The following is a 23,299-nucleotide window of genomic DNA, read 5'->3' on the forward strand; positions in this document are numbered from 1 at the left end:
TGAGGCGGCACGTCCGATTATACTCGGTATAGTATTCCCCTCCTTGTGGTGGTCAACCGTTCAGCGGCTTGGCTGAGGAGGGGTCTTTTGCTTACAGAACCCCGGCTTGAGGTTGACCTTGTGGTGGTCCCTCTAAAGCCGGGGTTCGGTGTTTGCGTGGGCTAACCCCACGGCTCGATGGGGTTGCCCTGCCAGGTGGCGTTGGCGGGGACGCGGTCACCGCGCATGACCAGCGAACCGGGGCCGACGGTGCTGGATTCGCCAATGAGCGAGGCGGGCAGCGCCACCGAATGAGAGGCAAGCGTGGAGCCGGCCTCGATGGTGACGGTATCCAGGCTCATCACGCGGTCCTGGAATAGGTGGGTCTGCACCACGGTACCGGGCCCCACGGAGGCGCCGGCGCCGACGTGGCACAGATCGGTTTCGGGGAACCAGTAGGAATCGATCCAGGCGCCCTTGCCGATGTCCACTCCCAGCCCCCGCAGGCCCAGGTTGATCTCTCCTGTGCCGTAGGTGTGCTGGAAGAACCACGGGGCGGCGACGACCTCCACGAAGGTGTCCTGTAGCTCGTTGAGCCAGACGAACACACTCCACAGCGGGTGGTCGGCCGCGCTGTGCGTGCCCACGCAGATCCACTTCACGGCGATGGTCACCGCCATGGCGATAGCGCCCATGGCCATGAGCACGAGGCCGGAAAGGGCCCAGGTGGTGGGGAAGCCGACATCGGCAAGCAGGTAATACAGCGTCCCCAGGGTGGCGGCGAGCAGCATGGCCGAGAACATCGGCGCGAGCAGGCGCATGGTCTCCACGACGCCGCGGGCGGCCTTGAGCTTGAAACCCGGGTTATAGGTCAGCGCCTCGGCGGACTCGGCGGGGGCATCGATCTGCGCGGTAACGCGCCGCATGCGCTCTGGCGGGGAACCCCACCAGTTGGCCCCGGACTTCGTCTTCTTCGGGGTGGAGGACAGCACCGCGACCAGGGAGTTCTTGGAAAGTTTGCGCCCAGGTGCGGTAATGCCGGAGTTGCCCACGAAGGAGCGCTTGCCCACCTTGGCCTCGCCGGAGTGAATCCAGCCGCCGCCGAGCTCGTAGCCGCCGATCATGGTGTCATCGGCAAGGAAGGCGCCGTCTTTGACGTCCGTGAGTGCGGGGATCATCACGGCGGTGGAAATCTCCACGTCCTTGCCAATACGCGCGCCCAGAGCGCGCAGCCACCGCGGGGTCAGCTGCGAGGCATAGAGCGGGAAGAGCTGCGTGCGGGCCTCATCCATGAGGCGCTCGATGGCCCACAGGCGCCAGCCGGCGGCAGAGCGCACCGGGTTCACGCCGGGCGAGATGCCGATGGACAAGATGCGCACGCCCAGCCAGGTCTGCAGCATGTAGGTGGCAAAGGCCGCAAGCGCCGCGAGTGGAGCGAAGAGCACCGCGCCGACGAAGCGGTTCCCGTCCGTGGAATGCACCAGCGCCAAATCCACGATGGCGCCGACAAGCACCGCGATGAGCGGCTGCGCGGCCAGGAACAGCGAGGTCGCACCGTAAATAGCCACCCACCAGGGGCGGCGCTTCGGCGGCTTGGAGGGGAAGCGGTGCTTGGAGCGGCCCACCTTCTTCGCAGGAGAGCCGGACCAACGCTGGCCGTCCTTGATCTTCTTGCGGCCGGTGACGGTGGAACCCGCCTCCACGTGGGCGTACTTGCCCACCACGGTGCCGGGCAGCAGGGTGGAGCGCGCACCCACGCGGGCGCCTTCCTTGATGTCGATGGCGCCGACGTGGAGCACGTCGCCGTCGAGCCAGTAGCCGGCGAGATCGACCTCCGGTTCCACCGCGGCGTGCTTGCCCAGGGTGAGCAGGCCCGTTACCGGGGGCAGCGAGTGCAGGTCCACGCCGCGCTTCATCTTCACGCCCAAGGCGCGGGCGTAGTTATTGACCCAGGTAGCGCCCGCAATGGAACGCGATCCGGAGGCATCGGCCCACCGCTCCGCGGCCCAAATACGCAGGTGGGTCGAACCGCCGCGCGGGTAATCGCCGGGCTTAATCCCGGCGGTAATCAGGCGCGCGCCAAAGCCGCCGATGGGGATGCGGCCCAGCGGCGTGGCAAAGATGAGCACCAGCGCAATGACCAGCCACCACGGGAAGGGCTGCGCCCACTCGACGCCCAAGGCGGAGGCCACGGTCGAGCCCAGCATGAGCCAGGCCAGCCAGGTGGTCGCCGCCAGCGTCATGGCGGGGATCTGTAGCAGCGTTTGCGCCACGCGGGTCTTCGCGCCGACGGGGGTGACCTCGCGCAGCGGTTTCTGTTGCTCCGCCACGGGGCGCGGTTCGGCGCCGGCGATGAGTTCTGCCAGCGAACCAAGACGTGGGTGATCGTAGAGATCGCGCACGGCCACGGTGGGGTAGCGATCGCGGATGTGGCCCACCAGCGTCGCTGCGGCCAGGGAGGTACCGCCGAGGTCGAAGAAATCGGCGTTCTCATCCTCCACGGATACGCCGAGGGTCTCGACCCAGAGCTCGGCTAGCCACTTCTCGGTCTCCGTCAGCGTGGTCGATTCCACGCCAACGCCGGGCAGCGGCCACGGCAGCGCCTTCTTATCCACCTTGCCGGAGGTGCGCACCGGCAGCTCATCCATCACACAGATGCGCGGGACCAGCGCCGCAGGCATGGTTTCCGCCAGGCGTTCATGGGCCACGCCGTGGTTAAAACCGCGCGCCTCATCTTCCAGCGAGACGTATCCCACCAGCACGGATTCACCGCCCGGGGTCTTTTGCACGGCCACGGCGGAGTTGTAGACGTTATCCAGCGCGGCGACGTTCGCATCGACCTCACCCAGCTCGATGCGGCGCCCGCCAATCTTTACCTGGTCATCCACGCGGCCCACAAAGTACAGGCCGTCTTCTTCCAGGCGCACGTGGTCACCGGTGCGGTAGGCGCGCTGCCAGCCCATGGATTCCAGCGGCGCGTACTTCTCCGCATCCTTCTGCGGGTCCAGGTAGCTGGCCAGGCCCACGCCACCGATGACCAATTCGCCGGTTTCACCCAGGCCAACGGGTTGCCCCTGCTTATCGATGACCACCAGGTCCCACCCATTCAGCGGCAAACCGATCGAAACCGCGCGCCCCGGAATCATCCGTTGCGCGCAGGCGACGACGGTGGCCTCAGTGGGGCCGTAGGTATTCCACATCTCGCGGTCCTCGGTGGCTAGCCGGTCCACCAATTCCTGGGAGCAGGCCTCGCCGCCGACGATGAGCAGGCGGATATTATCCAGTGCTTCCGCTGGCCACAGGCCCGCCAGGGTGGGAACCGTGGAGACGACGGTGATATCGCGGCGAATCAGCCACGGACCAAGGTCCATGCCGGACCGCACCAAGGAACGCGGTGCCGGGACCAGGCAGCCGCCGTGGCCCCAGGCCAGCCACATCTCCTCACAGGATGCGTCGAAGGCAACCGAAAGCCCGGCCAGCACGCGGTCTTCCGGGCCGAGCGGGCCGTGGGGGTGATCGACGAGGAAGAGGCTGGCCTCCGCGTCCACAAAGGCGGCCGCCGAGCGGTGGCTGACGGCAACGCCCTTCGGCTTGCCCGTGGAACCGGAGGTAAAGATGATCCAGGCGGTGTCTTCGGGCCGCGGGGTTTCGACGCCTTTGGCCGCGTGGCGCGGTTTTTCGCGCAGGAAGCGGAAGCCGTCATCGCTAAACAAGCCATCGATATCGGCCTCACCAAAGACCATCTCCGCGCGTTCATCCGGATCGTCCGCATCCACCGGCACGTAGGCCGCGCCGGCGGCCAGAGTGGACAGGATGGCGAGGTAGAGATCACGCTTGCCAGACGTCATCCGGATGCCGATGCGATCGCCGCGGCGCACGCCATTGACGTGCAGCTCTGTGGCCCACAGCTGGACCTCGTGGACGAGTTCGGCGTAGGTGATGATCTCGCCATCATCAAGCGCGGCGGCTTCTGGGTGAATCTCCGCGGTGGTCGTGATGATGTCCCACAACGTCCGCGGGCGCGGGGCCAGATCGCGCAGGAGGTACTGCTGCGGGACGCTGGGAAGTTCTGTATTAGACCTACTACATTCTTCGGGCTCGTCCATGCTTATGCCTCGTCCTCGTCTGCGGCGATGATGGCCTTGGCCAGCTTGCGCAGGTGCTTGAGCTGCTTATTGGTGGATACGTCGAGCGCGTCATCCTCGGCGTTGGCGACGAGCTCCGCCAAGTCCTTGTGGGTCTTGGTGCCCTTCTTGGTGCACGCCACGATCTGGCGGCGGCGGTCCTTGGGATCGCGCTCGCGCTTGGCCCAGCCGCGCTCCTCGAGGGCATCAATAAGCCGTACCATATCGGAGGCATCGATGGCCAAGGTCTCAGACAGGAAGGACTGGGAGGCGGCATCCGCCTCGACGAGGCAGGTAAGCACCCAGAACTCGCGGATGGTCGTCTGCTTGGTCTGCAGAGCCACCTCGACGCCATCGCGGGTGCGACGGCGCAGGCGCTCTAGCTGGAAGGACGGGGATTCGAGCAGGGAGGTTGGTATGCCAGAATTATTAGTGGAAGCCATACCATCATCATAATCTCAAAAGATGGGTAAAGGCCAATTAATCGCGAACGACGGGCAGGCCATCCGCCTCCCACTTATCGGTGCCGCCCTCAACATTAATAACGTCCCAGCCCAGGGAGTTCTCCAAATACTGGCAGACCTGCGCGCTGCGCCCGCCTAAGCGGCAAATCACATAAATATCGCGGTCCGGGTCGATTTCCTGGATGCGACCCGTTATCTCGCTCATGGGAATATGGGTGGCGCCCTCCGCATGCACGGTGGCCCATTCGTCGTTTTCGCGCACATCGATAAGCTGCGCGCCTGCTGGAACTTCGGTTGGCTGTACGTTTTGCATACCCCGCAGTCTACGTGCCGCGCGCTAGCCGCCGTAGGTGGCCGCGGACAGATACTGCAAGATTGCCTTCACGCGGCGGTTATCCTCGCTGGGGTCCAGGCGCAGCTTGGTAAAGATATTGGAGACGTGCTTGGCCACCGCAGCGCCCGAGAGCACCAGCTCGGCGGCGATGTCCTTATTGGACTTCCCGCGCGACATCAGCTCTAGGACCTCGCGCTCGCGCGGGCTGAGCTCGCCCAACCCGCTGCGCCCAGAGCGCATCAGCGCCTGCGCCACCGTCGGATCAATGACCGTGCCGCCCTGGGCCACCACCTCGAGGCTGGCCAGGAAATCGCGCACCTCAGAGACGCGATCCTTGAGTAGGTACCCGGTGCCCGCATCCGGGGAATCAAACAGCGCTACCGCATACGCCGGCGCCACGTACTGCGATAGCACCATCACCGGCAGGCCCGGATAGGCGCGGCGCAGCGCCACCGCCGCCTTCAGCCCATCATCGCCCATCTTCGGTGGCATGCGCACATCCGTTATCACCACATCCGGTAACTGGGCACTCAGCTTGCCGATGACCCCCTCCAGCTCCACCGCCGTTCCCGCCCTGCCCAGGACCTCGTGGCCGCGGCGCTCCAAGAGCCCGGCAAGGCCCTCGCGCAGGATCGCGGAGTCATCCGCAATCACAATCCTCAATCCACTCATGCTGATACTCCCGTCTGCCCACGCTCCAAGAGGAGCGGAATCGTGCACCTTACCCGCGTTGGGCCGCCTTCCGGCGAGGACAGCGACATCTCCCCGCCAAAGGCCGCCAGCCGCTCGGCCATGCCGGAAAGCCCGCGCCCCGGCTCCACCCGTGCTCCGCCCGGGCCCTCATCCACCACCGAGATATGCAGCGCCGCATCCGAGGTGATGAGCACCGAGACCGGCGCGCCCGGCGCGTGTTTCGCGGCATTGGTCAGCGCCTCGGTACCGAAGAAATAACCGCAGGCCAGCACGCTGGCGGAAAGCCGCGGCAACGGGTGTGGGGCGTAGACGCTGACGTGGGGGCCGTGGGCGGAGGCGGCATCGGCAAGCGCGGCGACCAAACCGTGATCCTGGAGGACCTGCGGGTGAATGCCGTGCACCGTCGCGCGCAGCGAGCGCAGGCCGCGATCCACGTCCCGCTTCGCGGCCTCCAGCAGCTCGGCCTCAGAGCCGGTGGCATCCAGCAGGGCCTCGCCCAGCTTCATGCTGGCCGCCACCAAATATTGTTGCGCGCCATCGTGCAGGTCCCGCTCGATGCGTGCGCGCTCTATCTCGTAGGCATCCGCAATCGCGCGGCGCGAGGCCGTCAGCTCCGCGATGACCCGCGCCTGCCGCTCCTCATTGCTGGTGGCCTGCTTCTTGCTGAAAAACACGCCCCTAAGCCTAATCGCACGCGCCCCGGGCCGGGGTAAATCTAGCACTACCCGGAAAGTATCCTTAGCGCTGTAGGAATAGCGCGCCCGGCACGGTGAAATGAACAGCATGACACAGACACTTTCCCTCCACGACATCACGAAGGATTTCGGCGGCGGCCCCGTGCTGGCCGGCATCACCCTAGACATCACCCCTGGCGAGCTCGTCGCCATCATGGGGCCCTCCGGCTCCGGCAAGTCCACGCTGCTGCACTGCATGTCCGGCGTGCTCACGCCCACCGACGGCAGCGTCCGCTTTGGCGACGAAGTCATCTCCACGCTTTCCGATGCCGCCCGCTCCCGCACCCGCCTCCGCCACTTCGGCTTCGTCTTCCAAGACGGCCAGCTGCTGCCGGAGCTGACCAACTTGGACAACGTCGCGCTGCCCGCGATGCTCAACGGTCTGGGCCGGCGCGCGGCCCGTTCGAAGGCCATGTCCCTGCTCGACCAGCTCGGGCTCGGCGACCTCGCGGACCGCCGCCCCGCCCAAGTCTCCGGCGGCCAAGCCCAGCGCGTGACCATCGCCCGCGCTCTCGTGGCCAACCCCGGCGTCATCTTTGCCGATGAACCCACCGGCGCCCTCGACCAAGCCACCGGCCACGAGGTCATGCAGATGCTGACCACCACCGTGCGCCAATCCGGCGCCAGCCTGGTCATGGTCACCCACGACCCCAAGGTGGCGGACTGGATGCAGCGCCGCGTGGAAATTCGCGACGGCATCATTCACGATGACCGCCGCCTGGGGGTGCAGCCATGAATACCGCGACCCTAGTCCTCGGCCTCCAGCGCGAATCCGTCCGCGCCCGCTCCGGTGCGGGCATCGTCAGCGTGCTCGCCATCGTGAGCCTGACGCTGGGCTCCGCCGTCGCCTTCCTCGTCGCCGGCGGCACCTGGATGTTCTGGCAGCGCGCCCACCACCCAGAAGACGCCGTGCCCGCCCTGCGCGCCGCTGCCGGCGACACCCCGGAAGATTACTTCCTGCCCTGGTTTGTCCTCGCGCTCATGGCCTGCGCCTTCATCGTTCCCGCACTCTTCAACCTGACCGCACAGGCCGCCGTCCTCGGCGCCTCCGGCAGGGAACAGCGCCTGTCTACCCTCCGCCTGCTGGGCCTAAGCTCCCACCAGGTCGAGCGCATGGCCGCGGTGGAGACCGGCATCCAAGCGCTTATCGGCATCGTGCTGGGCTGGCTCATCAGCGTACTTATCGCCCCCGTCTTCACGCACGTGAAATTCCAAGACCGCCCCGTTGCCTTCGAGGAAATCATCCTGCCCTGGTGGGGATACCTCGCGGTGGCCGCAGTCCTCTTCCTCCTCGCCCTCGCCGCGGCGCTTGCCGGCATGCGGCGTGTGCGCGTTAGCCCTCTCGGCGTGGCTAAACGCCAGATGCCCGCCGCTTTCCGATGGTGGCGCCTCATCGCCTTCCTCCTCATCGTCGCCATCGGCGGTGCCCTGCTCAAAGGCCAATCCGGCCCGCCCGAAATCTCCGTGGCCGTCGTACTCTTCGCGGTGGTCATGAGTATCAACCTGGTCGCGCCCTACCTTTTGCAAATAGGTGCGCGCCTTTTGGCTTTGCTCCCCGGCACCGCACACCTCGTGGCCTGCCAGCGCGTGGGCGCCAACGCCCGCCGCGCCTGGCGGCAAAGCGCGACAATCGGCTTCTTCGGTTTCCTCGCCGGCTTCCTCATGGGCGCGCCCATGGGCACCGATGCATTGACTACGGCGATCAAGGAAGAACAAGAAACGGGCATCATGTTCCGGGACGTCTCCACCGGCGTCATCCTGACCTTGCTCTTCGGCTTCGCGCTGACCAGCATGTCCATCTTCCTCGGCCAAGTATCGTCCGCCTTCGAGGACAAGGAACTTATCCGCTCCCTCGACCTGATGGGCGTGCCGCGCCGCTTCCAATTCCGCACGAACACCCTCGCCGTGATGGGACCCATCGTCGCGCTCAGCCTCTTCGGCTTCCTCTTCGGCGGCGGCATCGCCGGCCTGATGTTTTTTAGCACCGTTTGGGAAGAAGGCGTCGACCTCGCCGGGCGGCTCCTCATTTCCTTCAGCTTCCTCGCCGTGGGTTGGGCGGTGACCTTCCTCGCCATCGCGCTCGTCGAGCCCCTGCGCGGCCACGTTCTCCGCAGCGGCCGCCGCAAGGAATAACCGGTTTCCTGAGCTTAGCTCGCCCTGTGCCCGGGCTTGGCCCTAGCCCAGGCTCTGGCCAGGCTGGGCCTGTGCCAGACTTTGCGCTGGTCAGCTGTTGCGCCAGCTTTGCTTCAGCGCCGCGCGCCTTCATGCCTCCACAAGCGGTGCCACTGCCACGGCGGCCGCGCAAAGGGCCGCTTATTCTTCGCCGTGGCCAGTACCTGCTGCACCACGAAATCCGGGTAGTGGTCAATCGTCGTCGCGGTGAAGTGGAGGGGCTTCCAGCCGCGATGGACGGCATCGTTAAGCTTGTGCCTGTCCAACTCAAACTGGCGGCGGTTTTCGCCCCGGTGGTAGGCGTAGCCATCGACCTCGATGGCTATCTTGTGCTCCTCAATCACCAGATCCCAGTGGTAGGGGCCTATTTTTATGTTGTTTTGCACCGTGAAATGCGGCGCGAGGGCGCGCGTTAATTGGCGCTCCGGCACGCTATCCGTGCCGATGATTGCCCTGTCCAGGGCGCGCTTTACCGGCCGCGGAAACCGCTGGTAGTCCAGCTTATTCAGCTCCAGCCGGCTGACCCCATCCTTGCCGGAGTAAAAGTCCTCGAGGAAGGCGACCGCATCATCCTCCGGCATCGCCTCGACCGCCTGCAGTGGATTGCATACGGTGACGCCGTCCCAGGTCAACGCGCCCTTCGGCCGGGCGCGGCGTGAAGTGAAGTACTTACTCGACGGCAGCGATGAGCTGCGCAGGAACTCCAGCGGAAAGTGCAGCGGCTTTTCGACGTGCTTGAGCGCCGCCGAGTAGCCGTCGAGCGCGCAATCCGGCCATTGCTCGCTCATGATGCGTGCGAGCTGGTTCGGCGTCGGCTCCTCTGACAAGCAGAAGCCGTTCGCAATCCGGACGGCGCCGTGTCGTACCGCTTGCTGAGCGGCACTTTTCCCCCGAAAAATTTCCATTCGTATCCCTCGATCCCCCGAAACGAAGGTTGTGCGGCCCGTTTGGGCGGTTTTCAGCGCGGCTGGGCGTTTGGGTGGTGCTTGGTTGGTGCGTTTTGATGCCTGTTTGGTGCGTTTTGACAAATAGTGGCCGCAAACCCCATGGTTTCCGTGGCCTATTTGCAAAAACGCATCAGCTGGCCGCCAAGAACGCATCACGCGGCCACCAAAAACTCATCAGCTGGCCGCCACAGCAGGTTTCTTGGCCGCGAAAATCCGCGGCCAACCCCCGAAGCCCCCGAGAAACCCCCGCAGCCTACTTCAGGCGAGCCTTGGCGTCTTCCAGAATCTTCTCGGCCTCGGCCTTGTCGCCCCAGCCGGAGCCGGAAACTTCCTTGTTGGGCTCGAGGTCCTTGTAGTGGACGAAGAAGTGCTCGATTTCGTCCTTGATGTGCTGTTCCACATCATCGATGTCCTGGTAGCGCTCCCAGCGTGGGTCATCGATGACGGCAAGCAGCTTGTCGTCGCCGCCGGCCTCATCGGTCATCTTGAACACGCCGACGATGCGGGCTTCAACGATGACACCGGGGAAAACGGGCTCGGGGAGGATGACGAGGGCGTCGAGGGGGTCGCCGTCTTCGCCAAGCGTGTGGTCGATGAAGCCGTAGTCGGCGGGGTAGGCCATTGGGGTGAACAGGTAGCGGTCCAGGTAGACCTTGCCGGACTCGTGGTCCACCTCGTACTTATTGCGGGAGCCCTTTGGGATTTCAATGGTTACTTCAACGCTCACAGCGATGTCCTCCATGTGGGATTGGGTGTTAATTACCGTCAATAGTCTAGCGCGTCGCCCATCCGCGCTAGGGTTGGTGGCGATGAAAGCTAAGAAGGTTTGGTGGTCAGTAACCGCGCTGGTGGTCACGGCGGCGGTCGGGGGCACGGCTGCGCTGGGGGTTACCATCCAGCGCGAGTACGGCGATCTTTCGCATGGCGAGGCCGAAACGGTCCAGGCCCCGGAGAATCCCCTGCAGCCGGCTAAGGCGCAGGACGTGGATTTTGCGGCGCTCAGCGCGAAGCTCGATGAGCTGGGCAAGAACGAGGATTTGGCCACCTTTGGCGGGCAGGTCATCGATAGTGAGACCGGCACGGTGGTGTGGGAGCGCGATGCAGATAAGGCGCTGACCTCGGCGTCCTCGACGAAGGTGCTGACCACCGCCGCGGCAACGCTCGCCCTGGATGAGTCGAAGCGGATTACCACCAAGGTCTACCGCGGCAAGGACCCGAACAACGTGGTGATCAAGGCGGCTGGCGATGCCTGGATGACCAACGAGCAGCTCGATGACCTGGCGGATCAGATTAAAAAGACCGGTACCCAGGTCGCGGGCGTGTACATCGATACCTCCGCGTGGGCGGGCGAGCCGCAGGCACCGGGCTGGGATCCGGAAAACGTCGATGAGGGCTTCGTCGCGCCCATGGAACCGGCCATGCTGTATGGCGGGCGCATTGGCGCTACGGAGGGCGATGTGCCGCGCAGTCACACCCCGGCCCTCGACGTCGCGGGCGAGCTGGCCAAGCGCCTGGGCACGGATAAATTCGCCGCGGGCACGATGGCTGACGGTGCGGAGGAGCTGGCCAGCGTCGAGTCGGATCCCCTGGGCGAGCGTGCGCTGGAGATGGTGCGGCATTCCGATAACGTCATGGCAGAGGCAATTGCCCGCGAGCTTGCCGATGCCCGCGGCAAGCAGCCCAGCTTCCAAGCCGATACCCAAGCCACGCTGGACGTGCTGCGCGAGCACGGGTTCGATGTAAGTGGCGTGGATATCAAGGACAACTCGGGTCTTTCGGTAGATAACCGGTTGAGCGCGAGCGTGCTGGCTGAGATTGTCAACGGCGCGGTGGAGGACCCGCAGCTGCGCCCCTTGGCTGCGTATTTGCCGGTAGCAGGAGGTGACGGCACGCTGCACGAGCGCTACGGGGAGTCCACGGCGCGCGGGTTTGTCCGGGCGAAGACCGGCACATTGACCGGCGTATCCGCGCTGGCGGGCACCGCGCAAGGCCAATCCGGACGCGTGTATTCCTTTGCGTTCTTGGTCAATGATGGCGAGATTATGGCGGCTCGCGCGGCCCAAGACGACCTCGCTGCGGCGCTGCATGAGTTCTAAATGAGCCCACAGCCTGGAGTAACGCCGTTTTGGCCGCGGGTCTCACCGCACTTTTTGGCCTGCCGGCGCGCGGTCCGCGCGGCAAAGATGGAACACACCGTGGCGGTGGGGCTTTCCGGCGGCGCGGATTCTTTAGCGCTGTGCGCGGCGATGATCGCGGAGGGCCACGATGTCATCGCGCTGTGCGTCGACCACGGTTTGCAGGACGGTTCGCGTGCGCAGGCTGAGAAGGCGGCTCGGCAAGCAGAGAGCTTGGGCGCGCGGGCGCGGGTGCTCGTGGTACAGGTGCCGGACGAAGCGGGGAATTCGCTGGAAGCGGTGGCTCGGCAAGAGCGCTACCGAGCGATGTCCGCGGCCGCGCGCGAAGACGGAGCTTCGCGCAGAGGAGGAAGGTCGTTGGAGATTGCCGTGGCGCATACGGCCGATGACCAGGCGGAAACGCTCCTTCTTGGAGCCCTGCGCGGCCGGGTGGCCGGCATGCCGGAGCGGACAGTAGTGGAAGGCGCGCGGGTAGTGCGGCCATTTCTGCAGGTGCGCCGTGCCGATACGGAGGGCGCGTGCGCGGAGCTGGGGTTAGAGGTGTGGCAGGACCCGCAGAACGCGGATACGGATTTTCGGCGGGTAGCGCTGCGCCGGGAAATCATCCCGGAGCTATCGCGGGTAATGGGCGGTGATGCGGTACCGGCGTTGGCGCAAGCGGCGATGGATACCGCGCGCGATGAAGGATACCTCGCCACGCCGGCCACCGCGGACTGTGCGGAATTGGCCGCGCTGCCGGAGCCGCGACGCCGGCGCGCTATTGCGGCCTGGCTTGTCGAGCGGGGAGTGAAGGTGACGAGGGAGGGGCTTGGGGGCATCGGCAAGCTGTGTACCAACTGGCACGGACAAGGGCCGGTGGCTGTGAGTTCGGCGCGGCAAGCGGGGCAGAGGTTGGAAGTAGCACGTATAGGTGGCAAACTGGCACTATTGTCTGGTCATTAAAGGAGCGCACTCGTGCACGACAAGAAAGACTTCGCCGTCCCCGCAAACCGCTACGGAGACGATGTAGAAGCAATCCTCATCACGGAAGAGGAAATTAAAGACCGCGTCCAGCAGCTGGCGGATGCGGTATCTGAGAAATATGCCGACGCCGAGCAGGACCTGCTTTTGGTCTGCGTATTAAAGGGTGCGGCCTTTTTCCTGACGGACTTCGCGCGCAAGCTATCCATCCCCTCGGAGCTGGAGTTTATGGCCGTCTCCTCGTACGGCGCCTCCACGTCTTCTTCAGGGGTGGTGCGCATCTTGAAGGACTTGGACCGTGATATCGCCGGGCGCGATGTGGTCATCGTGGAAGACATCATCGACTCGGGCCTGACGCTATCCTGGCTCATTCGCAACCTGCGGGGGCGCAACCCGAAGTCGCTCAACGTGGTGACCTTGTTGCGCAAGCCGGAAGTGGTAAAAGCGCAGATCGATCTGCTCGATGTCGGCTTTGATATCCCCAATGAATTCGTCATTGGCTATGGCCTTGACTACGCGGAACGCTACCGCGACCTGCCCTTTGTGGGCACCCTTCACCCTGATGTCTATACCACCAACTAAAATCGCGCAGTAATGAAAAACAATAAACTCCTTCGCTACGGCGGCATTGCGGCGCTGATCCTCGTAGCGCTGTATGCCTTTACGTTCTTTAGCAACGAGACCCGCGGATATGTGGACACGGATACCTCCGTGGCCCTGAAACAGCTGCAGGATAAAAACGTTGACGAGGTAGAAATTGATGACCGCGAGCAGCGCCTGCGCATCAAGCTCAAGGACGAAATCACGGTAGAAGAGCGCGAGGGCGTACAAGAGATCGTGTCTCAGTACCCCGCGCGCGCCTCCGAGCAGGTCTTTGATGCGGTCAAGGATTCGGGTGCGGAGAAGTATCAGACCAATGTCACCCAGGATTCCTTCTTGGGCTCCATGCTCAGCTTCCTGCTGCCGATGGTCATCCTCTTCGCCCTGCTGTTCTGGCTCATGTCCCGCATGCAGCAGGGTGCAGGCGGCATGTTCGGCATCGGCAGCTCCAAGGCCAAGGAGCTGACCAAGGATATGCCGACCAATACCTTCGAGGACGTTGCCGGCGCCGATGAAGCCGTGGATGAGCTGCAGGAAATCAAGGACTTCCTTGATGATCCTTCCCGTTATTACGAGCTCGGCGCGAAGATTCCGCGTGGCGTGCTGCTTTATGGCCCTCCGGGTACCGGTAAGACCCTGTTGGCCCGCGCCGTTGCGGGCGAGGCCGGCGTGCCTTTTTATTCCATCTCCGGTTCGGACTTCGTGGAGATGTTCGTCGGTGTCGGTGCCTCCCGCGTGCGTGACCTGTTCAAACAGGCCAAAGAGCACAGCCCGTGCATCATCTTCGTGGACGAGATCGACGCCGTGGGGCGCCAGCGCGGATCCGGTACCGGCGGCGGGCACGATGAGCGCGAGCAGACCCTGAACCAGCTGCTGGTGGAGATGGACGGCTTTGGCGATCGCGAGGGCGTTATCCTCATCGCGGCCACCAACCGCCCAGATATTTTGGACCCCGCATTGCTGCGCCCGGGCCGTTTCGACCGCCAGATTCCGGTCACCAACCCGGATCTGGCCGGCCGTGAGCAGATCCTGCGCGTCCACGCCAAGGACAAGCCTTTGGCGGAAGAGGTCGATGTGGCGCAGCTGGCCAAGCGCACCGCCGGCATGTCCGGTGCGGACCTTGCCAATGTGCTTAACGAGGCCGCGCTTCTCACCGCCCGCATCGGCGGCAATGTCATTACCTATGACGCGCTGGAAGAGGCCACCGACCGCGTGGTGGGCGGTCCACGGCGCCAGGGCAAGATCATCTCCGAGCACGAGAAGAAGGTCACCGCCTACCACGAGGGCGGCCACACCCTGTCCGCGTGGGCGCTCAAGGATATCGAGCGCGTGTACAAGGTCACCATCCTGGCCCGCGGCCGCACTGGTGGCCACGCCATGACCTCGCAGGAAGACGACAAGGGTATGTACACCCGCGACGAGCTGTTTTCCCGCTTGGTCTTTGCCATGGGTGGCCGCGCCGCCGAGGAATTGGTCTTCGGCGCTCCCACCACGGGTGCGTCCTCCGATATCGAGAACGCCACCAAGATCGCCCGCGCGATGCTGACCGAATACGGCTTTTCTCCTGACTTGGGCACCGTCAAGTACGGCCAGGAGCAGGGCGATCCGTTCAGCCAGATGGGCGGGGGTGGCGGCTCCATCGATTACTCGGATGACCTTGCCTCCAAGATCGACCAGCAGATGCGCTACCTCCTCGAGCGCGCGCACGAGCAGGCCTACGACATCCTGCGCACCAACCGCGAGTTCTTGGACAAGCTGGCCGAGGCCCTCCTGGAGAAGGAGACCCTGCGCCGACCGGATCTGGAGAGCATCTTCGACGGCATTGAGCCGCGCGATGCCTATGATGTCTTCCCCGGCGAAGACGATCGCTTCCCGCGCCAGATTGGTTACGCGCCGGTCAAGACCCCGGTTGAGCTGGCCAAGGAGCGCGGCGAGGAACTTCCCAAACGCATGACGCTTCTCGATGCCTCCCGGGCCGCCCGCAAGCGCCGCCTCGCCGGCGAAAAGATCGAGGGCGAGGTTGGCTTTAACTTTGGCCAGCACGCCGGCGACTACGTGAACCCCGAAACGGTGCGCGAGCTGCACGGCGGTGGCAGCAGCCACCGCGAAGACCGAACTGACCAGAGCGGCCGCAGCGATGGACGCAGCGGCCGAAACGACCAGAACGACCGCGCGGACCAGAGCGACCGCGGCGACCGCGCCGACCAGAGCGACCACGGCAGCAGCGACGGTGGGGAAGGGCGATCGGATTCGGCATCGGAAAGCAGGGGCAAGCACCACAAGCCAGAGGGAGAAACCAGCCAATGGTTCACCCCAGGCTGGAATGAGTCTTCCCGCCGCGATAACCCCTACGCGCGCGATGCGGAAAAACCGCGCGATGATAAAGAGTAAGAAGTACGTGCATGTCTGAAAATCACACTGATAACCAGCAGGTGCCCGCCCGCGCACCGTATGACCAGGAGCGGGCGGAGGCGGCCGTCCGCGAGCTACTCTTTGCCGTGGGCGAGGACCCTGATCGCGAAGGACTGCGCGAAACCCCGGCCCGTGTGGCCCGCGCTTACCGTGAGGTCTTCGCCGGCCTGCACGAGGACCCGACGGAGGTGCTGCACAAGACCTTCGCCGAGGACCACCAGGAACTGGTCTTGGTGCGCGATATTCCTATCTATTCCACCTGCGAGCACCACCTCGTGCCGTTTTATGGGGTGGCGCATATTGGCTATATCCCCGGCAAGGACGGTCACGTCACCGGGCTGAGCAAGCTGGCGCGCCTGGCGGATATGTACGCCAAGCGTCCGCAGGTCCAGGAACGCCTGACCCAGCAGATTGCCGATGCACTCGTGGATGTCCTCGAGGCCCAATCCGTCATCGTGGTCATCGAGTGTGAGCACCTGTGCATGGCCATGCGGGGCATCCGCAAGCCGGGCGCGACCACAACGACTTCCGCGGTGCGCGGCGGGTTTAAAAATAACGCCGCCTCCCGCGCGGAAGTGCTCAGCTTCATTCGTACGTAGCGCGTACGCAGTCGAGTTTGTCGAGCGAAAAGGAGAACGCAGTGCACCCGGCTTCCTCAGTTGGAGAATTGACCATCCCGAAACGCACGCTCGTCATGGGCATCGTGAATGTTACGAAGGATTCCTTTTCCGATGGCGGGCGGTGGCTCGACTTCGACGCCGCCACCACTCATGCCCGTGAGCTGGTGGAACAGGGTGCGGACATGATCGATGTGGGCGGCGAATCCACCCGCCCGGGTGCGGTGCGCGTGGAGGCGCAGGAAGAGGCCGACCGCGTGGTCCCGGTCATCCAGGCGCTGCACGAGCAGGGCATTCGCACCTCGGTGGATACGATGCGCGCCTCGGTTGCCGCCGCGGCGGCTGCGGCCGGGGTGGACATGATTAACGATGTCTCCGGCGGCCTCGCCGATCCTGAAATGTATGCCGCCATGGCTGATGCCGGCGTGCCCGTCTGCCTCATGCACTGGCGCACGCTGCAGGAAGGCGCGTTCGGATCCGCGGCGGGCACGGCCGATCACGGCGGCGACGTGGTCCGCGACGTGCACGAGACCCTCGCCCAGCTGAGCCAAAACGCCCTGGATGCAGGCGTGAAAAAGGACAATATCGTGCTGGACCCGGGCCTCGGCTTTGCCAAGAGCCCGCAGGATAACTGGGCGCTGCTTAAGGCCCTGCCCGAGTTCCTGGACGGCGAGTTCCCCATCCTGGTGGGCGCCTCGCGCAAGCGTTTCCTCGCCGCTATCCGGGAAGACCGCGGGGTAGAGGCGAGCCCTTTGCTTGCTGATCCCGCCACCGCCGCCGTGACCGCCATTTCCGCCCAGATGGGCGCGTGGGGCGTGCGCGTGCACGAGGTGGGCGTATCCCGCGATGCCGTCGACGTGGCCGCCGCGTGGAACGCCGGCGAGTCCTATGTCGGCGGCGCCAATGCCACCGGCAGCTACCGCAATGCCGCCACCGGCACGGGCACAGTGACCTCTACCGCGATGGGTACGGAAAGGAATTAACCATGGCAGATCGCATCGAATTAACCGGCCTGGAGTGCTTTGGCTACCACGGCGTCTTTGATGAGGAAAAGCGCACCGGCCAGCCCTTCATCGTCGATATCACCTGCTGGTCCGAGTTTGCCGAGGCCGCAGCTCACGATGATCTGACCAAGACCATCAATTACGCAGAGCTTGCCGATGTCACCGCCAGCATCGTCGAAGGCCCCTCCCGCGACCTCATTGAGACCGTCGCCAGCGAGGTGGCCGATACCATCATGGAATCCTTCGCCGACCTGCACGCGGTGGAAGTGACCGTGCACAAGCCCAAGGCGCCGATCCCGCGCACTTTTGCCGATGTCGCCGTCGTCGCCCGCCGCTCCCGCAAGCACGCGCGCACCGGAGCCCCACGGTCCGCCTCGCAGGCAGGCACTTCGCAGGCCGAGGCACAGCGAGCCGACGCGCAGTGCCCCGGCACGAACCCCGGGAGTATGTAATGCGCGCGGTACTATCCATCGGCTCCAATATGGATGACCGCGTGGAGCTTTTGCGCACGGTATTTACCGAGTTCCGCGAGGACATCGTGGCGGCCTCGCCCGTCTATGCCACCCCGCCGTGGGGAGTAACGGACCAGGATGAATTCTTGAATGCGGTGCTCATCGTGGACGTCGAGGAGAGCCCGCTGGAGCTCTTGCGGCGCGGCCAGAAGCTGGAAGAGGCGGCTGAGCGCGTGCGCGTGCGCCACTGGGGCCCGCGCACCCTGGACGTGGACATCGTCGATATCGAGGGCTATAGCTCCTCCGATGCGGAACTTATCGTTCCGCATCCCTATGCCCACGAGCGCGCATTCGTGCTTATACCCTGGTTGGCCGCCGATGCGGCTGCTAAGTTGAAGGGACAGGATGTCTCCGCGCTGGTTGCCGCGTTGGACCCGCAGGAAACCGTCAATATCCACCGCTTGGGCCTGATGGAGGAGTTATGAAACGAACCTCGCTCGGTGCGCTTATCGGTGTTGGGATATTCATGGCAGCCGCGGCGGCCATCCTCACCACGCGCTTTTATGGCTCCATGATGTCCATCCCGGTCACGGTATCTGCCACGCTATGGCTCATGGTGGTGGTGTGCTTGGGGCTTACCTGGAAGGTGGATAAGGCCACCGATGAGGACCACGGCATCGGGCTAGATAATTCGCAGCTTAATCCCATGACCATCGCGCAGTTCATGCTGGTGGGTAAGGCTTCGGCGTGGACGGGCGCGATCGTCGGTGGGCTCTATGCAGGGGTGGCGGTGTATGTCATCCCGAATGCGGGCACCCTTGTCGCGGCTTCCGATGATCTGGTGGGAGTGCTTGCATCCGCGATTGGCGGCATCGCCATGTCTGCGGCTGGCCTGCGATTGGAGCGACACTGTGAGACCCCGCCGCCACCGGACGGGCTTCAAGCGGTACATTAGGGAACATGACTCAGCCGCGCTCTTCTTCCAAAAACTCGTCGTCCTCGCCGGATTGGGGACAAATTGGGATTATCGCCCTCGTCATCTTGGCCGTTATCGCCAGCATCGTCATGCTCATTTCCGGCTCCGCAGCGGCGCTCAAGATTGCGCTGATTGCCGCCCTGTGGGCCGCAGTGGTGGGCTTTTTCTTGGTGATGCGCTACCGCCGCCAGGCCGAGGAATCCGTGACCAAGCTGGAGCTGCAGGAGCGCGCCCACCGCGCGGAGCTCAAGCAGGCCCGCGCAGCCGAAGGCAAGGAGCTGCCGGATCAGCAAATCCTCGATGAGATCCGCACCGAGCTGGCCTCTATCCGGAAGCAGATCGAGGATTTGTCCGGCCACGATTTCACCTACGAGCCAGCCGCCTTGCACGCGGAGGCGCGCCGCATCATGGAGCTGGAGGCGCAGACCGCCGCGGCGTCCCACCACAGGGAAGAAAACGTCGACTTTGAGCAAACGTCTACCGGCGCGCCGTCTGCCGATGCCATCGCTGGCCGCCTGGGCAATCAACCCTCCGGCGCGCACGCGGACTCTAACCCGCTCAATGACATCATCAGCGAAAACACCCGCGCGCAGCGCAGCTCTTCCCGGACCGATAATGCCGCTAAGCCCGCCCACTCCGAGCAGCTTGCCGATGCCCCCAAGCCCGCCACGTCCAGCGAGGCCGCGGGGGCGAAGGAACCGAAGGACGTTTCCTTCGATACCGGCAGCTTCCAGGCCGTGCGCTGGGATTCGGGTGGGGACTCCAATATCAAGCGCCAAGGCTCTCGGCAGTCGGGCTCTGGCAACGCAGCTCACTCTGGCGCACGAGGTAGCCACCGCAAGCCAGAGGCTGATACCGCAGCCGAGCCCGCTTCCGATGCGGTGACCCAGAACATCCCGCAGCAAACCACAGGCAAGGATGCGCGCGAGGAATACAAGGGCTCGGGACACCACGTGGCCGCCGAGCAGAAGCAATCGGCCTCGCGCCGCCAGCAGCAGACCCGCGGCCGCCGCCGCAGCGATGAACAGCGCGATGGTTCCGTGTCCGTTTCGGAGCTATTGGCACAGATGAAGAAGGATAAATAAATGCGTCCACCGCGCATGCGCGTTGCTCTTTTTGGGCGCAGCCTCGCCGGGATCTCCCTGGCCACTGCCATGGAGCGCGCCGGCCATACCGTGGAGATGCTTGATGATCCGGCCGAGCTTGGCTCCTTCCAGGCGCTGATTCTCGCCGTGGGCGAGGCACGGTTGGATGCTGCAGTCGAGCTTGTCGAGGACCACGTGCACAAGGGTCTGATCGCTTTCCACACCTGCCTGTCGCGAGGCGTGCAATGCCTCGATCCGCTGGAGACTCATGGTTGCATCGTGGCGGCAATCGCACCCATGGCAGGCGGGCGTTGGGCAGTATCTTCGCTGGATGAGCTGGGCGAGAACATTGCTGACTTCGTATTGAGCGAATTCCGGGCGCACGCAGTGCCGCTTTCCGATGCCGAGCGTCCCGCCTTCGCCGCCCGCTCCTACTACATAGAAATGCTCAGCCGCCTGCACCTAGCAGCTGCCGTAGAAGCCAATTTCTTTGCCGAGTTTGATGAAATCCCACCGTCCGAATTCGACATCGATTCCGAGGACATCATCGCGGCCTATCGCGGCGCCACGGATCCGGGAATGCGCCGCCATTACCTCGAAACCGCTCGGCGCTTAGGCGAAGTAGAAGATCGCACCGAATTAGAAATGTGGGCCTTGCAGGAGGAATCGCGATGAGCTTGCAGATGGGACAAGCCACCGTTGTCAGCGAGGTCGACCGCATCCGCATGGTGGGAAGCGCCCTGCGCAAGACCGGTCGACCCGTGGCCTTTGTACCGCTGACTACCGGCGTGCATGCCGGGCACATTGCGCTGGTACGCGCAGCCCGCCGTATTCGTGGCGCGGTGACCGTCGTGGCTCTCCAAGAACCTCGCGCCAAAGATGTAGACCTCCTGCGCGCCGAGGGCGTGGATGTCATCTGGGATTACACCCCCGAGAAGCTCTGGCCGCATGGCCGCCGGATTACAATCTCGCCTCGCGACGCCGCAGACTTCCCAGCAGGCTTAGAACCAGACCTATCCGGCGAACTCACCCTTTATCTCACGCTGATGATGGCGCTCTCGCCCACCGATGTGCTTATCGGTGAGAAAGACTACGAGCTGCTCTTGGCCATTCACCACGCGGTGCAGGACTGGCACCTCGGGGTTCGCGTGCAGGGCGTTCCCGCCGTGCGCATGCCCGATGGTGTGGTGATGAGCCTGCGCAATACGCGCGTGCCCGAAGATAAGCGCGAAGACGTAGCCGCCCTGTCCGCCGCACTCACCGCTGGTGCACACGCCGCAGAGGCAGGCGCGGAAAAGGTCCGCGAAGTTGCCGCAGGTGTCCTAGAAGCCGCCGGAGTAGAACCGGAATACCTAGAAGTGCGCGGCCGCGATCTGGGAGAACCGCCTGCCGAGGGCGATGCCCGCCTGCTGGTCGCTGCCACCATTGGCGGGGTCAGAGTAATTGACAACGTTGGCCTGCCGTTGGGGATTGGTTTCACTAATATTGAAGAGCACGAGGCTAAGGCCGAGCTCGAGCGCGAAAAGCAGCGCGAACAAGACCAATCCCCGGAGGACTAATGACCGAAATCCACATCCGCGACCTCGACCCGCGCGATGAGCCCAAGGCGATTGAGTTTGCCATCGAAGGCATGCACCTGCACTGGTTTGTAAAGAACCCGCGCTTCGAGCATGCCTACGGCCGCTACTTTTGGGATTTAGAGCGCGCCCAGGCCACCGATATTTTGGCAGCCTATGCCGATGATGGGCGTTTCCTCGGCGTGATTCTGGCATCGATTAAAGGCGAACCAGCGCTGCCGTATCCGTGGTGGCGCAAGGCCTATGTCAAGGCCGTGGATCTCTTCAACAGCCTGCGCCCTGGCGGCCACCGTGAGGACTACGATGCCGCGAACGAGGACATGTTGTTAAGCTACCTGGCTGAGAACACCGTGGACGGTGAAATCGGCTTCCTCGTCGCGGACCCAAACTCGGGTGTGAAGGGCGTGGGCACGGCGCTCATTGAGGCCTTTGAGGAGCGCCACCCCGGCAAGGATATTTACCTCTACACCGACGATGGCTGCACCTATCAGTTCTACGATTCCCGCGGTTTTGAGCGGGTGGGGGAGAAGGAAATCTCCATCGATAAGGACCGCGACCTTACCTGCATGCTGTACGTCCGCCACGTAGCGTGAGGCTACCGCGTCACGCCACGCAAACGAGCGCAGCTTCACGCTACGCAAACGAACGCCGCGTCACGCCGCGCAAATGAGCACGGCTTCACGTGGCGCGGGTCTCCCCGCGCCACCCGCACCGCCGCGCTAGTTCGCCAGCGCGCCCATCGGATCCCACGCCGGCAGGGTGGTGATTTCGGTGGACTTCAGCGCCTCTTGGTACTGCTCAGGCAGGCGGGATGGGTGGACGGCGATTTCGAAGACGTACTCGTCAAACCAGTCATCGGCCATGGTCCAAAAGCCCTTATCGCCCTTCTCGGTGCCCCAGGAGTTCTCCACGCGCCAGCGGGTGACTTCTCCGCCCTCGGCAATGTCAGCGCCGGTAAAGACCATCGCGTGCGTCATCAGGGACTCGTGCAGGCGGAGGCGGTCCGGCTTTTCGATGCCCATTTCCACCCCATACAGCCCCTCATAATCGTGCAATTGCTTGGCCCAGACGCCGCTATCGGCATCGGATTGCTGGCTGGTATCACAGCCGAACCAGACGGGCTGGCCATCCTCGATGGCAGAGCGGGTGGCATCGCGCAATACCTCAACCGGGGCGTTGAGATAGGTGACCTTTTCACCGGCAACGTTGCCTAGGTAGTCCACGGTGTAGAGCTCACCGTAGGAATTGCGCGGGTCATTGACCACGCAGACGTACTCGCCCAAGTCCTTCGGGAGGTATTCGCGGGCGAAGTCCTGCGGGGTATAGGTGCCCTCGCGGTGGAAGTTATCGTCCTTATCGCGGTACTGCCACTGGAACTCTGTGGGCGGGAGGCCGAGGTTGGCGGTGAGGATGCGGTAGACATCGGCAAGCGCCTGCTCCTGTGCCCCAGACTTGCCCGCGCGGATCTGGTGGGCGGCGCGGCGCAGGACGGTCTCCAGGTTCCGGTTGAGCATGGCGCTGGCCTCGGAGGACGCGGTCTCCGGCATGGCGTACTTGGGCACCACGCCGTACTTTTCCACCAGGGAGACGAACATGGACCACTGGCCGCCATCGCCGATGGGGTCATCCATGAGCTTGGTCAAGGTGCGGTCCGTAATATCGCGGTCCTTGAGCTCATCTACCGCGGTGAGGAACCAATTGGCCTTTTCCAGCTTGTCGTAGAAGTACAGGTAGGTCTGCGAAAGCTCGAAATCCTTGATGTTGGTGCGGTCCATGATGCCACCGCGCAGAGAATTCAGGCCCGCAAAAATCCAGCAGCGGCCAGAGGCCTTCTGGTTGGCCGCGCCCCACTTATCGAGCTTGTGGCTGGTCGCCGTGGTGAGCTCGCGCACGAGGTCGCGGTCGACGCTCAGCTTATCGATGCCCTCCTGCGCCACCGCATTCCGCGCCGCCTTGATGGCCGGCTCGCTGGCAAGCGTGGCGTTGGTGGTGTGAACTTCCTGTGGATTGATCTCATTCATTTTTCGATGCTCC

The 23,299-nt window shown here is 64.2% G+C and carries 22 protein-coding genes and 1 pseudogene; 15 read left to right on the forward strand and 8 right to left on the reverse strand.

Annotated features, from left to right (window positions below; genetic code table 11):
* Positions 1-161: 161 nt before the first annotated feature.
* From ABRP86_RS03280 to ABRP86_RS03300, 5 genes are read right to left on the reverse strand one after another with little or no spacing between them, the layout of a single operon-like run.
* The gene (locus ABRP86_RS03280) at positions 162-4,085 is read right to left on the reverse strand and encodes a Pls/PosA family non-ribosomal peptide synthetase (protein WP_349862464.1); all 3,924 of its coding nucleotides are present in this window, start codon (positions 4,083-4,085) and stop codon (positions 162-164) included.
* Positions 4,086-4,087: 2 nt separating this feature from the next.
* Positions 4,088-4,546 (reverse strand): MarR family winged helix-turn-helix transcriptional regulator, encoded by a 459-nt coding sequence (locus ABRP86_RS03285; RefSeq protein WP_023023982.1) that lies wholly within the window; start codon positions 4,544-4,546, stop codon positions 4,088-4,090.
* Between the two features lie 37 nt (positions 4,547-4,583).
* A complete protein-coding gene (locus ABRP86_RS03290) occupies positions 4,584-4,880 on the reverse strand; it encodes a rhodanese-like domain-containing protein (RefSeq protein ID WP_349862466.1) in 297 nt (98 codons plus the stop codon).
* A 24-nt stretch (positions 4,881-4,904) separates the two neighbouring features.
* On the reverse strand, positions 4,905-5,573 hold the full coding sequence (locus tag ABRP86_RS03295; RefSeq protein ID WP_349862468.1) for a response regulator transcription factor: 669 nt from the start codon (positions 5,571-5,573) through the stop codon (positions 4,905-4,907).
* Complete coding sequence (locus ABRP86_RS03300) at positions 5,570-6,379, reverse strand: sensor histidine kinase (RefSeq protein WP_349862470.1); 810 nt, start codon at positions 6,377-6,379, stop codon at positions 5,570-5,572. The genes ABRP86_RS03295 and ABRP86_RS03300 overlap by 4 nt, the downstream gene beginning before the upstream one ends.
* Between ABRP86_RS03300 and ABRP86_RS03305 the strand changes: the two genes are divergently transcribed.
* Both ABRP86_RS03305 and ABRP86_RS03310 read left to right on the forward strand, forming a co-directional pair.
* Entirely contained in the window at positions 6,378-7,064 is a 687-nt protein-coding gene (locus ABRP86_RS03305; protein WP_349837727.1) for an ABC transporter ATP-binding protein, read from the forward strand. The genes ABRP86_RS03300 and ABRP86_RS03305 overlap by 2 nt on opposite strands.
* The gene (locus ABRP86_RS03310) at positions 7,061-8,461 is read left to right on the forward strand and encodes an FtsX-like permease family protein (protein WP_349862471.1); all 1,401 of its coding nucleotides are present in this window, start codon (positions 7,061-7,063) and stop codon (positions 8,459-8,461) included. The genes ABRP86_RS03305 and ABRP86_RS03310 overlap by 4 nt, the downstream gene beginning before the upstream one ends.
* Before the next feature lie 113 nt (positions 8,462-8,574).
* On the opposite strand, the gene ABRP86_RS03315 is transcribed toward ABRP86_RS03310, so the two are convergent.
* Positions 8,575-9,327: an endonuclease domain-containing protein gene (locus ABRP86_RS03315; protein ID WP_232208559.1), complete on the reverse strand. Its 753-nt coding sequence runs from the start codon at positions 9,325-9,327 to the stop codon at positions 8,575-8,577.
* A gap of 373 nt (positions 9,328-9,700) precedes the next feature.
* Positions 9,701-10,174 (reverse strand): inorganic diphosphatase, encoded by a 474-nt coding sequence (locus ABRP86_RS03320; protein ID WP_023023967.1) that lies wholly within the window; start codon positions 10,172-10,174, stop codon positions 9,701-9,703.
* Positions 10,175-10,256: 82 nt separating this feature from the next.
* Here ABRP86_RS03320 and dacB point away from each other — a divergent pair, with 82 nt between their 5' ends.
* The 13 genes and pseudogenes from dacB (at position 10,257) to ABRP86_RS03385 (ending at position 21,858) form a co-directional block, all read left to right on the forward strand.
* Positions 10,257-11,543: a D-alanyl-D-alanine carboxypeptidase/D-alanyl-D-alanine endopeptidase gene (gene dacB / locus ABRP86_RS03325; RefSeq protein WP_349862474.1), complete on the forward strand. Its 1,287-nt coding sequence runs from the start codon at positions 10,257-10,259 to the stop codon at positions 11,541-11,543.
* Positions 11,544-12,524 carry a tRNA lysidine(34) synthetase TilS gene (gene tilS / locus ABRP86_RS03330; RefSeq protein ID WP_023023963.1) on the forward strand — a complete coding sequence of 327 codons (981 nt, stop codon included), beginning with the start codon at positions 11,544-11,546 and terminating at the stop codon, positions 12,522-12,524. It abuts the gene before it with no gap.
* Positions 12,525-12,536: 12 nt separating this feature from the next.
* On the forward strand, positions 12,537-13,124 hold the full coding sequence (hpt, locus tag ABRP86_RS03335; protein WP_005279498.1) for a hypoxanthine phosphoribosyltransferase: 588 nt from the start codon (positions 12,537-12,539) through the stop codon (positions 13,122-13,124).
* A gap of 12 nt (positions 13,125-13,136) precedes the next feature.
* The gene (gene ftsH / locus ABRP86_RS03340; RefSeq protein ID WP_349862476.1) at positions 13,137-15,533 is read left to right on the forward strand and encodes an ATP-dependent zinc metalloprotease FtsH; all 2,397 of its coding nucleotides are present in this window, start codon (positions 13,137-13,139) and stop codon (positions 15,531-15,533) included.
* Positions 15,534-15,544: 11 nt separating this feature from the next.
* Positions 15,545-16,153: a GTP cyclohydrolase I FolE gene (folE, locus tag ABRP86_RS03345; protein ID WP_023023959.1), complete on the forward strand. Its 609-nt coding sequence runs from the start codon at positions 15,545-15,547 to the stop codon at positions 16,151-16,153.
* 95 nt (positions 16,154-16,248) lie between these two features.
* Positions 16,249-17,154: a dihydropteroate synthase gene (folP, locus tag ABRP86_RS03350; RefSeq protein WP_051138413.1), complete on the forward strand. Its 906-nt coding sequence runs from the start codon at positions 16,249-16,251 to the stop codon at positions 17,152-17,154.
* Between the two features lie 2 nt (positions 17,155-17,156).
* Positions 17,157-17,531: pseudogene (folB, locus tag ABRP86_RS03355) on the forward strand (dihydroneopterin aldolase); the annotation flags it as partial.
* Positions 17,532-17,626: 95 nt separating this feature from the next.
* Entirely contained in the window at positions 17,627-18,112 is a 486-nt protein-coding gene (folK, locus tag ABRP86_RS03360; RefSeq protein WP_349837732.1) for a 2-amino-4-hydroxy-6-hydroxymethyldihydropteridine diphosphokinase, read from the forward strand.
* Positions 18,109-18,582 (forward strand): DUF3180 domain-containing protein, encoded by a 474-nt coding sequence (locus ABRP86_RS03365; RefSeq protein WP_023023950.1) that lies wholly within the window; start codon positions 18,109-18,111, stop codon positions 18,580-18,582. Before folK ends, ABRP86_RS03365 begins: the two co-directional genes overlap by 4 nt.
* Positions 18,583-18,587: 5 nt before the next feature.
* Complete coding sequence (locus ABRP86_RS03370) at positions 18,588-19,688, forward strand: DUF6779 domain-containing protein (protein ID WP_349862478.1); 1,101 nt, start codon at positions 18,588-18,590, stop codon at positions 19,686-19,688.
* The gene (locus ABRP86_RS03375; protein WP_349862480.1) at positions 19,689-20,363 is read left to right on the forward strand and encodes a Rossmann-fold NAD(P)-binding domain-containing protein; all 675 of its coding nucleotides are present in this window, start codon (positions 19,689-19,691) and stop codon (positions 20,361-20,363) included.
* The gene (locus ABRP86_RS03380) at positions 20,360-21,247 is read left to right on the forward strand and encodes a pantoate--beta-alanine ligase (RefSeq protein WP_349862483.1); all 888 of its coding nucleotides are present in this window, start codon (positions 20,360-20,362) and stop codon (positions 21,245-21,247) included. The genes ABRP86_RS03375 and ABRP86_RS03380 overlap by 4 nt, the downstream gene beginning before the upstream one ends.
* On the forward strand, positions 21,247-21,858 hold the full coding sequence (locus ABRP86_RS03385) for a GNAT family N-acetyltransferase (protein WP_349862485.1): 612 nt from the start codon (positions 21,247-21,249) through the stop codon (positions 21,856-21,858). The genes ABRP86_RS03380 and ABRP86_RS03385 overlap by 1 nt, the downstream gene beginning before the upstream one ends.
* A 126-nt stretch (positions 21,859-21,984) precedes the next feature.
* Here the strand turns inward: ABRP86_RS03385 and ABRP86_RS03390 are convergent, their stop codons facing one another.
* Complete coding sequence (locus ABRP86_RS03390; protein WP_349862487.1) at positions 21,985-23,286, reverse strand: C1 family peptidase; 1,302 nt, start codon at positions 23,284-23,286, stop codon at positions 21,985-21,987.
* Positions 23,287-23,299: the final 13 nt, after the last annotated feature.

The organism is Corynebacterium sp. KPL3927, assembly GCF_040225835.1.
Lineage (GTDB): Bacteria > Actinomycetota > Actinomycetes > Mycobacteriales > Mycobacteriaceae > Corynebacterium.

Bases quoted from the DNA above. Each gene is read 5' to 3' on its own strand.
- ABRP86_RS03365 (WP_023023950.1), top strand. From the start codon at position 18,109: ATGAAACGAACCTCGCTCGGTGCGCTTATCGGTGTTGGGATATTCATG.
- ABRP86_RS03375 (WP_349862480.1), top strand. From the start codon at position 19,689: ATGCGTCCACCGCGCATGCGCGTTGCTCTTTTTGGGCGCAGCCTCGCC.
- ABRP86_RS03390 (WP_349862487.1), bottom strand. From the start codon at position 23,286: ATGAATGAGATCAATCCACAGGAAGTTCACACCACCAACGCCACGCTT.
- ABRP86_RS03295 (WP_349862468.1), bottom strand. From the start codon at position 5,573: ATGAGTGGATTGAGGATTGTGATTGCGGATGACTCCGCGATCCTGCGC.
- folP (WP_051138413.1), top strand. From the start codon at position 16,249: ATGGGCATCGTGAATGTTACGAAGGATTCCTTTTCCGATGGCGGGCGG.
- ABRP86_RS03305 (WP_349837727.1), top strand. From the start codon at position 6,378: ATGACACAGACACTTTCCCTCCACGACATCACGAAGGATTTCGGCGGC.
- ABRP86_RS03300 (WP_349862470.1), bottom strand. From the start codon at position 6,379: ATGCTGTTCATTTCACCGTGCCGGGCGCGCTATTCCTACAGCGCTAAG.
- ABRP86_RS03290 (WP_349862466.1), bottom strand. From the start codon at position 4,880: ATGCAAAACGTACAGCCAACCGAAGTTCCAGCAGGCGCGCAGCTTATC.
- dacB (WP_349862474.1), top strand. From the start codon at position 10,257: ATGAAAGCTAAGAAGGTTTGGTGGTCAGTAACCGCGCTGGTGGTCACG.
- ftsH (WP_349862476.1), top strand. From the start codon at position 13,137: ATGAAAAACAATAAACTCCTTCGCTACGGCGGCATTGCGGCGCTGATC.
- ABRP86_RS03310 (WP_349862471.1), top strand. From the start codon at position 7,061: ATGAATACCGCGACCCTAGTCCTCGGCCTCCAGCGCGAATCCGTCCGC.
- ABRP86_RS03370 (WP_349862478.1), top strand. From the start codon at position 18,588: ATGACTCAGCCGCGCTCTTCTTCCAAAAACTCGTCGTCCTCGCCGGAT.
- ABRP86_RS03385 (WP_349862485.1), top strand. From the start codon at position 21,247: ATGACCGAAATCCACATCCGCGACCTCGACCCGCGCGATGAGCCCAAG.
- folK (WP_349837732.1), top strand. From the start codon at position 17,627: ATGCGCGCGGTACTATCCATCGGCTCCAATATGGATGACCGCGTGGAG.
- folE (WP_023023959.1), top strand. From the start codon at position 15,545: ATGTCTGAAAATCACACTGATAACCAGCAGGTGCCCGCCCGCGCACCG.
- ABRP86_RS03285 (WP_023023982.1), bottom strand. From the start codon at position 4,546: ATGGCTTCCACTAATAATTCTGGCATACCAACCTCCCTGCTCGAATCC.
- ABRP86_RS03380 (WP_349862483.1), top strand. From the start codon at position 20,360: ATGAGCTTGCAGATGGGACAAGCCACCGTTGTCAGCGAGGTCGACCGC.
- tilS (WP_023023963.1), top strand. From the start codon at position 11,544: ATGAGCCCACAGCCTGGAGTAACGCCGTTTTGGCCGCGGGTCTCACCG.
- ABRP86_RS03280 (WP_349862464.1), bottom strand. From the start codon at position 4,085: ATGGACGAGCCCGAAGAATGTAGTAGGTCTAATACAGAACTTCCCAGC.